The organism is Saccharopolyspora sp. NPDC002686, assembly GCF_040295745.1.
Taxonomy (GTDB): domain Bacteria; phylum Actinomycetota; class Actinomycetes; order Mycobacteriales; family Pseudonocardiaceae; genus Saccharopolyspora; species Saccharopolyspora oryzae.
The window spans coordinates 1-6,764 of record NZ_JBEOVY010000386.1; the positions used below are offsets into that span (position 1 = coordinate 1).

Here is a 6,764-nt window from a genome sequence, read left to right on the forward strand (position 1 = left end):
GTGGCGATGGAAGACCTCGTCGAGGAATACGTCGGCACCGTCCGCGACACCACACACGTCCACTGACGACGAGCGGGTCGGGCGAGATTGCCCGACCCGCTCACTCGTTCGAGGGAAGTGCGAGATGATCCAGGGGTGCCCCACCTCTCAGACACCGCTCCTTCCCATCGCTTGATCGGCGCCCGCTACCGCCTGGAGGGCACCATCGGCCACGGCGCGATGGGCCACGTCTGGGCCGGAACCGACGAACTGCTGCACCGCCCCGTCGCGGTCAAGGAACTCCGCCTGTCCCCCGGCGTCGCCGAAGAGCACGCGGCTGAAATGCGGGAACGCGCGCTGCGCGAGGCGCGGGCGATGGCCGCGCTCAACCACCCGAACACCGTGCTGCTCTACGACGTCGCGCGCGAGGACGAGCAGCCGTTCGTCGTGATGGAGCTGGTGCGCGGGCTGAGCCTCTCCAAGATCCTCAACAAGCACCGCGCGCTCCCGCCCGCGAAGCTGGCCGTGCTCGCCGACGGTGTCGCGGCGGCGCTGCAGGCGGCGCACGAGATGGGCATCGTGCACCGCGACGTCAAACCCGGCAACGTGCTGCTCGGCGCCGGCCGCCAGGTCAAGCTCGCCGACTTCGGCATGTCCCGGAGCACCGCGGAGTCCACCCTCACCCGCTCCGGCGTGCTGGTCGGCACTCCCGCCTACCTGGCTCCGGAGATCGCGATCGGCCGCGAGCTCGGCGCGAACGCGGACCTGTGGAGCTTCGGCACCATGCTCTTCGTCGCGGCCGAAGGACACCTGCCCTACGAGAGCACCGGTGATCCGCTGATCACCATCAGCTCGATCGTGCACGGCCCGGTGCCGCCGCACCGGCAGACCGGGCCGATCGGCGAGGTGATCAGCGGGCTGATGGTCAAGGACCCGGCCCGCCGGATGCCGCTGCTGGAGGTGCGGCAGCGGGTGCACGACCTCGCCCGCCAAGCCGGGGAGCACCCGTTCGAGGACTACCTCCGCGACATCGAACCGCCCCGCCCGATCTCCCCCACCGCTCCCCCGTCCGACCAGACCACCACACCGGTGCAGGCCGCGAAACGCTCCAGGACTCGCACCACGATCGTGCTCGGCGCGGCCGCGGTGCTCGCGATCGGCGCGGCGACCGGCGGATACTTCCTCGGGCGCGCCGGTGAGCCGATCCCCGCAGGCGTTCCCGGGCGGACTCCCATTTCGCAGTCCACCCCGTTCCCCGACGACAGCCCCTTCGGCGCGCTCGAGGCCGAGCGCGCGACCTCCGGCAGCAACGCCGGCTCACTCGGCACCGAGCGCGGTGAGGGCGGGACCGTCCAATTCGCCAGTCAGATGAAGGACGGGTCCTCGCTCACCTTCGACAACGTCGATTTCGACTCCGCTACGGCCACCCAGGTCTCCGCCAGGCTGCGCGTCAGCTCCGACGAGATCAAGGGCAAGATCGAGCTCCGGCTGGGCGGGCCATCCGGTGAGCTGATCGCCAAGATCCCGGTGAACTCGAACCGCGGCACTGGCTGGAAGGTGGTTCCGGTCAACCTGCTGCGCCCGCTGAACGGGCAGCAGACGGTGAACCTGTCGGTCATCTCCGAGGACCCCACCCCCTTCATGGACCTGGACTGGGTGCGCTTCCACCGCTGAGGCGACCCCGACTACCCTTGACCGGCGATGACCGTGCTGTCCGAAGACCAGTGGCGGGCCCGGCAGGCCGCCCACCGCGAACGCGTCGCCCAGTGGACCCACCCGCACCGCGAGCGCCAGCACGAGCACCGCAAGCACCCGGTGCTGGACTTCCTCTTCACCTACTACAGTTTCCGCCCGGCGCGGCTGGAGCGCTGGCAGCCCGGTGTGGGCGTCACCCTGGCCGGTGGCGAGGAGTTCCTGGCGCGGCGCGGTTTCGTCGAAACGGCTCAAGGCGTCGCGCTCGATCCGGCAGCGTTCACCGAAAAGCGGCGCAGCACCGCGGAATTCGTGCTCGGCCTGCTCAGCGCCACCGCTTCCCGCAAGGCCCGGCTGGGCTGCTTCGGGCTGCACGAGTGGGCCATGGTCTACCGCACCCGACCGGCCGACGTCCGCCACACCGGCTGGCCGCTGCGGCTCGGGCACGACGGCACCGACGAGGTCGTGGACTCGATGCAGGTCAACTGCACGCACTACGACGCGTTCCGCTTCTTCACCCCGCCGGCCCGCCCGCTCAACACCCTCCAACCGGAGCGCACCGACCAGGTCCAGCTGGAACAGCCGGGGTGCCTGCACGCGAACATGGACTTGTTCAAGTGGTGCTACAAGCTGGACCCGTTCGTGCCCGCCGAGCTGGTCGCGGACTGCTTTGAGCTGGCCGTGCGCGTCCGCGAGCTCGACATGCGCGCCAGCCCCTACGATCTGCGCGAACTCGGCTACGAGCCGGTCCGGATCGAGACTCCCGAGGGCCGCGCGGACTACGTCCGCCGCCAGCGCGACTTCGCCACCGAAGCCGGGGTCCTGCGCCAGCGACTGATCGACACCTGCCGGGAAGTCCTCGCCTGGGCCCACCAACCGGTGTGACCCGGCCGGTTCAGGCGAACGGGCCTTCGGCGCCGAAGGCGTGCTTCGCGAAGCGCTCGGCGATGCGGCGGTGGGTGGCGGCATCCGGGTGCAGGGCGTCGGGCAGCGGGAGTTCCGCGAAGTCGTCCTCGCCGTAGAGCTCTCGCCCGTCGAGGTGGTGCAGGTTCGGGTCGTCGGCCGCCCGAGCTGCGGTGATGCGGGCGAGCTCCTCGCGGATGACGGTGAGCGTCAGCTTCCCGGCCGCGCGCTCCGCCGGGTCGCCGGTGGCCCGGAAGCGCACCACCCCGTCGTCGAACACCGGCGCGCCGGGGCCCGGGGTGTCCTCGTGGATCGGGCACAGGATCGGCGAGATCACCAGCAGCGGCGTGGTCGGATGCCCCTCGCGGATGGTGTCGAGGAAGCCGTGGACCGCCGGGCCGAAAGCGCGCAGGCGCATCAGGTCGGCGTTGACGACGTTGATGCCGATCTTGACGCTGATCAGGTCCGCCGGGGTGTCGCGCAGCGCGCGGGCGGTGAACGGGTCGAGCAGAGCGCTGCCGCCCAGCCCGAGGTTGATCAGCTCCACGTCACCGGTGGCCGCGGCCAGCGCGGGCCACGTCGTGGTCGAGCTCTCCGCGTTCGAACCGTGGCTGATGGAGCTGCCGTGGTGCAGCCACACCCGGCGGCCCCGGTCCGGGACCGGCTCGACGGGTGCGTCGGTGCGCAGCGCGACGAGTTCGGTGACCTCCCGGTACGGCAGCCAGATCTCGACGTCCTTCTCCTCGGCCGCGAGGTCGGTGAACCGGACGGTGGCGACCGGACCCGACTCGGTGGTCATGGTGCCCGCGGCCATGTCGATGGTCAGGACGTTGCCGCCGTCCGCAGTGGCCCGTCCGGCGAGGCGGCCGTCGACGAGCAGGTCGTAGGCGTTACCGGGCAGCGTCTGGGCACCGCGGTAGACCGTCTTGGTGGGCAGCACGTCCAGCTCGACGGCGGTCGCCGCCGTCCGGAAGGCCAACCGCACCCCGGACGGCTGGGATTCGACCATGGCCAGTTGCCCGTCGGAGCTCTGCGCGCGGGCCTTCGCGGGAAGCCGGTGCGGCAGGACACCGCGTTCGGTGCGCTCCAGGTCGAGCGCGCCGCGCAGGACGTCCGCCGTGATCGGTGTGGTGGTCCACTCCGCCGCGGGTGAATCGTTCATGGTCCCCACCTTGTCAAACCGGGAGCCGAAGCCGCACGTCATTTGTCCGCTCGCGGCGCGGGACGGGCCAGCACGACGAAGACCAGCACCGCGGCCAGCGACAACGCCCCCATCACCAGGCCCATCGGCAGCGCCGTGCCGGTGCCCGCCGAACCGACCAGCGGAGCGGCCAGCGCTCCGGCCGAGAACTGCATCACGCCGAGCAGCGCCGAAGCGCTGCCCGCGGTCTCGGGATTCCCGGACAGCGCCAGCGCCGTGGCGTTCGGCGAGACCATGCCGATGCTGGACGCGACCAGGAACAACGCCGGGAGCAGACCGATCAGCCCAGCCCCGACCAGCGCGGACACCGCTACCGAGACCCCGCCGAGCGCGTTGACGCCCAGGCCGACGGCCAGCAGGCGGCGGGGTTCGGCGCGGTCGACCAGACGCGCGTTGAGCTGTCCGACGAGGACGATGCCCAGCGAGTTGATCCCGAAGACCAGGCTGAACGCCTGCGGTGACATGCCGAAAACGTCCTGCAGCACGAACGACGAGCCCGAGATGTAGGCGAACATCGCCGCGAACGCCAGCGCGGCCGACAGCGAGTACGCGACGAACACCCGGTCGCCGAGCAGCGCCCGGAAGGTGCGCAGCGTTTCGCCCAGGTTGCCGGCTCGCCGGGACTCCGCGGGCAGCGTCTCGTGCACGCCGAACGCGGTCGCGGCCAGCAGCAGAGCCCCGATCAGGCCGAGCGCGAGGAACACCCCGCGCCACGAGGTCACGCGCAGCAGCTGCCCGCCGATGAGCGGCGCGAGGATCGGCGCCAGCCCGTTGACCAGCATGAGCAGCGAGAAGAACCGGGCCATCGCCACGCCGGAGTACATGTCGCGCACCACGGCCCGCGCGATGACGATCCCTGCGGCCCCTCCCAAGCCCTGGACCAGCCGCAACCCGGCCAGCGCGTACGCGGAGGGCGCGATGGCGCACAGCAGCGAGGCGAGCGTGAACACCACCAGCCCGACCAGCAGCGGACGCCGCCTGCCGTAGGTGTCCGAGAGCGGCCCGGCGACCAGCTGGCCCAGCGCGAGCCCGAGGGTGCAGGCCGTCAAGGACAGCTGGACCTGCGAGGCCCCGGTGCCCAGCTCGGCGGCGATCTCCGGGAAGGCCGGCAGGTACATGTCGATGGACAACGGCCCGAACGCGGACAACCCGCCCAGGATCAACACGTACTTGGTCCTGTTCGGTTCAGACATCCCGCCCTCGTTCGTTCACCATGCGAATAAAGCCGACAGAACGGTAACCGACCTGCCGCACACCGATGAGTTCGGTGGTGCGCGCTGGTCTGCACCGGTGCACATCCCGCGAGAGGAGCTCCACGATGCCCGCTCTGAAACCGGCCGCCGACCGGATGGCCGAGCTGCTGGCCAACGTCACCGATGCCCAGCTCACCGCTCCGACACCGTGCTCGGAGTACACCGCCGGCGACCTGATCGACCACATCAGCGGCCTGAGCCTGGCGTTCACCGCCGCCGCGGCGAAGGACCGCTCGCTGACCGGGCAAGGACCGTCCGGGGACGCGTCCCGCCTCCCCGCCGACTGGCGCACCCTGCTGCCCGAGCAGCTGACGGCGCTGGCGAAGGCCTGGGAAGATCCAGCGGCCTGGGAGGGCATGACGCAAGCCGGCGGCATCGAGCTGCCCGGCGCGGTGGCGGGACTCGTCGCGCTCGACGAGCTCGTGGTGCACGGCTGGGACCTCGCGAAGGCCACCGGGCAACCGTTCACCTGCGACGAGGAATCCCTGGCCGCGTGCCTGGAGTTCGTCGGCCCGGCCGCGGAGAACCCCGGCCCGGACAGCCCGTTCGGCAAGCCCGTCGAGGTCGCCGCGGACGCCCCGGCGCTGGATCGGCTCGTCGCCCTGACCGGCCGCACCCCGACCTGGCACCCCTGACCAACGGAGTCCGATGTGGACGCCGCACCCGGGCCGGGATTCCCGATTCCGGGGAAATTCGGGAAAACCCGGCCCGGGCGGCAGGTGCTCAGTCGGCGATGCGGCGCATGAAGCGGTCGACGTAGGCGCGGTGCTCCGGAACCAGGGCACCGTCGGGGTACATCAGGCAGGTCACGTTCGCGCCGATGGAGGCGTTGATGACCTCCCCGGCCAGCGCGGTGACTGCGGGCGCGTCGACCGGTTCGCCCTTGCCGCGCGCCGCGGCGATGAGCTCCGCCAACCGGCCGCGCCAGGTCCGCAGGTGATCGCGGTAGAGCTCGGCCAGCTCGGCGTTGGACACCGAGTGCTCCCACAGCGCCAGCAGGATCCGGGCCGCGTCGATCCGGTACTTGTCGAGCGGCATCACAGCCTCGACGTAGCGGCGCAGGGCCGCGACCGGCTCGTCGGGTTCCGGGCCCTGCTCGCGGATCCGGTCGCCCATCTCGGCCAGCGCGCTCTGGAAGGTGGCCGCGATGATGCTGTCCTTGCTGGGGAAGTACCTCTTGAGCGCACCGTTGGCGTAGCCCGCCGCAGCGACGATGCTGCGCATGGTGGCGGCTTCGAACCCGCCTTCGATGATGAGCTTCTTGGCGACCTCGACGATCTCCCGACGTCGCTGGTCATGATCGATGATCTTCGGCATGGCCTCTTGTTGTGCTCGACTCGTCCGGGCTGCACGTGTTCGTCTCGTTCACCCCCGACGCGACGATTCGCCCACCGTACATGAACGAATCGGACCGGCGGATGAGCACGATCACAGCAACCTCGCGTGGATCCGGACCGTCCGCGGCGGATGTGCGGCTGCGTGACCGCGCGAGCACCACGGGTGAACCGGCACGACGCGCCGAAGAACCGAGCCGGCCGCGCGCTCCCGAGGGGGAATACGGGAAGCACGCGGCCAGCAGCCACGATCGTACCCACCCGCAGGAGCCCTCACCTTCCGGTTGATCAACTCCGTTTGTCCTTGGCACGATTGAGAATTCCGCACCACCGCCACCTCCCCTGCCCCGGTGATCGCGCAAGTTCAATGGAAATCGAAGGTCCGATTTCCATTGAATTTGC

Annotated in this window: 6 protein-coding genes; 3 read left to right on the forward strand and 3 right to left on the reverse strand. The window is 70.7% G+C overall.

The genetic code is table 11. The features are described 5' to 3' along the window. Positions 1 to 135: 135 nt before the first annotated feature. Both ABTZ89_RS33245 and ABTZ89_RS33250 read left to right on the forward strand, forming a co-directional pair. Positions 136 to 1,653, forward strand: a complete 1,518-nt coding sequence (locus ABTZ89_RS33245; protein ID WP_351052275.1) for a protein kinase domain-containing protein — start codon at positions 136 to 138, stop codon at positions 1,651 to 1,653. Between the two features lie 27 nt (positions 1,654 to 1,680). Then, positions 1,681 to 2,556 (forward strand): 3-methyladenine DNA glycosylase, encoded by an 876-nt coding sequence (locus ABTZ89_RS33250; RefSeq protein WP_351052278.1) that lies wholly within the window; start codon positions 1,681 to 1,683, stop codon positions 2,554 to 2,556. Between the two features lie 10 nt (positions 2,557 to 2,566). Here the strand turns inward: ABTZ89_RS33250 and ABTZ89_RS33255 are convergent, their stop codons facing one another. Then, positions 2,567 to 3,736: a GDSL-type esterase/lipase family protein gene (locus ABTZ89_RS33255; RefSeq protein WP_351052281.1), complete on the reverse strand. Its 1,170-nt coding sequence runs from the start codon at positions 3,734 to 3,736 to the stop codon at positions 2,567 to 2,569. A gap of 38 nt (positions 3,737 to 3,774) precedes the next feature. Beyond that, positions 3,775 to 4,968, reverse strand: coding sequence for a Bcr/CflA family multidrug efflux MFS transporter (locus tag ABTZ89_RS33260; protein ID WP_351052284.1), 1,194 nt, complete (start codon positions 4,966 to 4,968; stop codon positions 3,775 to 3,777). A 125-nt stretch (positions 4,969 to 5,093) separates the two neighbouring features. On the opposite strand from ABTZ89_RS33260, the gene ABTZ89_RS33265 reads away from it, so the two are divergent. Then, positions 5,094 to 5,663 carry a TIGR03086 family metal-binding protein gene (locus ABTZ89_RS33265; RefSeq protein ID WP_270953991.1) on the forward strand — a complete coding sequence of 190 codons (570 nt, stop codon included), beginning with the start codon at positions 5,094 to 5,096 and terminating at the stop codon, positions 5,661 to 5,663. Between the two features lie 88 nt (positions 5,664 to 5,751). Here the strand turns inward: ABTZ89_RS33265 and ABTZ89_RS33270 are convergent, their stop codons facing one another. Then, positions 5,752 to 6,345 (reverse strand): TetR/AcrR family transcriptional regulator, encoded by a 594-nt coding sequence (locus ABTZ89_RS33270; RefSeq protein WP_270953990.1) that lies wholly within the window; start codon positions 6,343 to 6,345, stop codon positions 5,752 to 5,754. Positions 6,346 to 6,764: the final 419 nt, after the last annotated feature.

Bases quoted from the DNA above. Each gene is read 5' to 3' on its own strand.
- ABTZ89_RS33270 (WP_270953990.1), bottom strand. From the start codon at position 6,345: ATGCCGAAGATCATCGATCATGACCAGCGACGTCGGGAGATCGTCGAG.
- ABTZ89_RS33260 (WP_351052284.1), bottom strand. From the start codon at position 4,968: ATGTCTGAACCGAACAGGACCAAGTACGTGTTGATCCTGGGCGGGTTG.
- ABTZ89_RS33255 (WP_351052281.1), bottom strand. From the start codon at position 3,736: ATGAACGATTCACCCGCGGCGGAGTGGACCACCACACCGATCACGGCG.
- ABTZ89_RS33265 (WP_270953991.1), top strand. From the start codon at position 5,094: ATGCCCGCTCTGAAACCGGCCGCCGACCGGATGGCCGAGCTGCTGGCC.
- ABTZ89_RS33250 (WP_351052278.1), top strand. From the start codon at position 1,681: ATGACCGTGCTGTCCGAAGACCAGTGGCGGGCCCGGCAGGCCGCCCAC.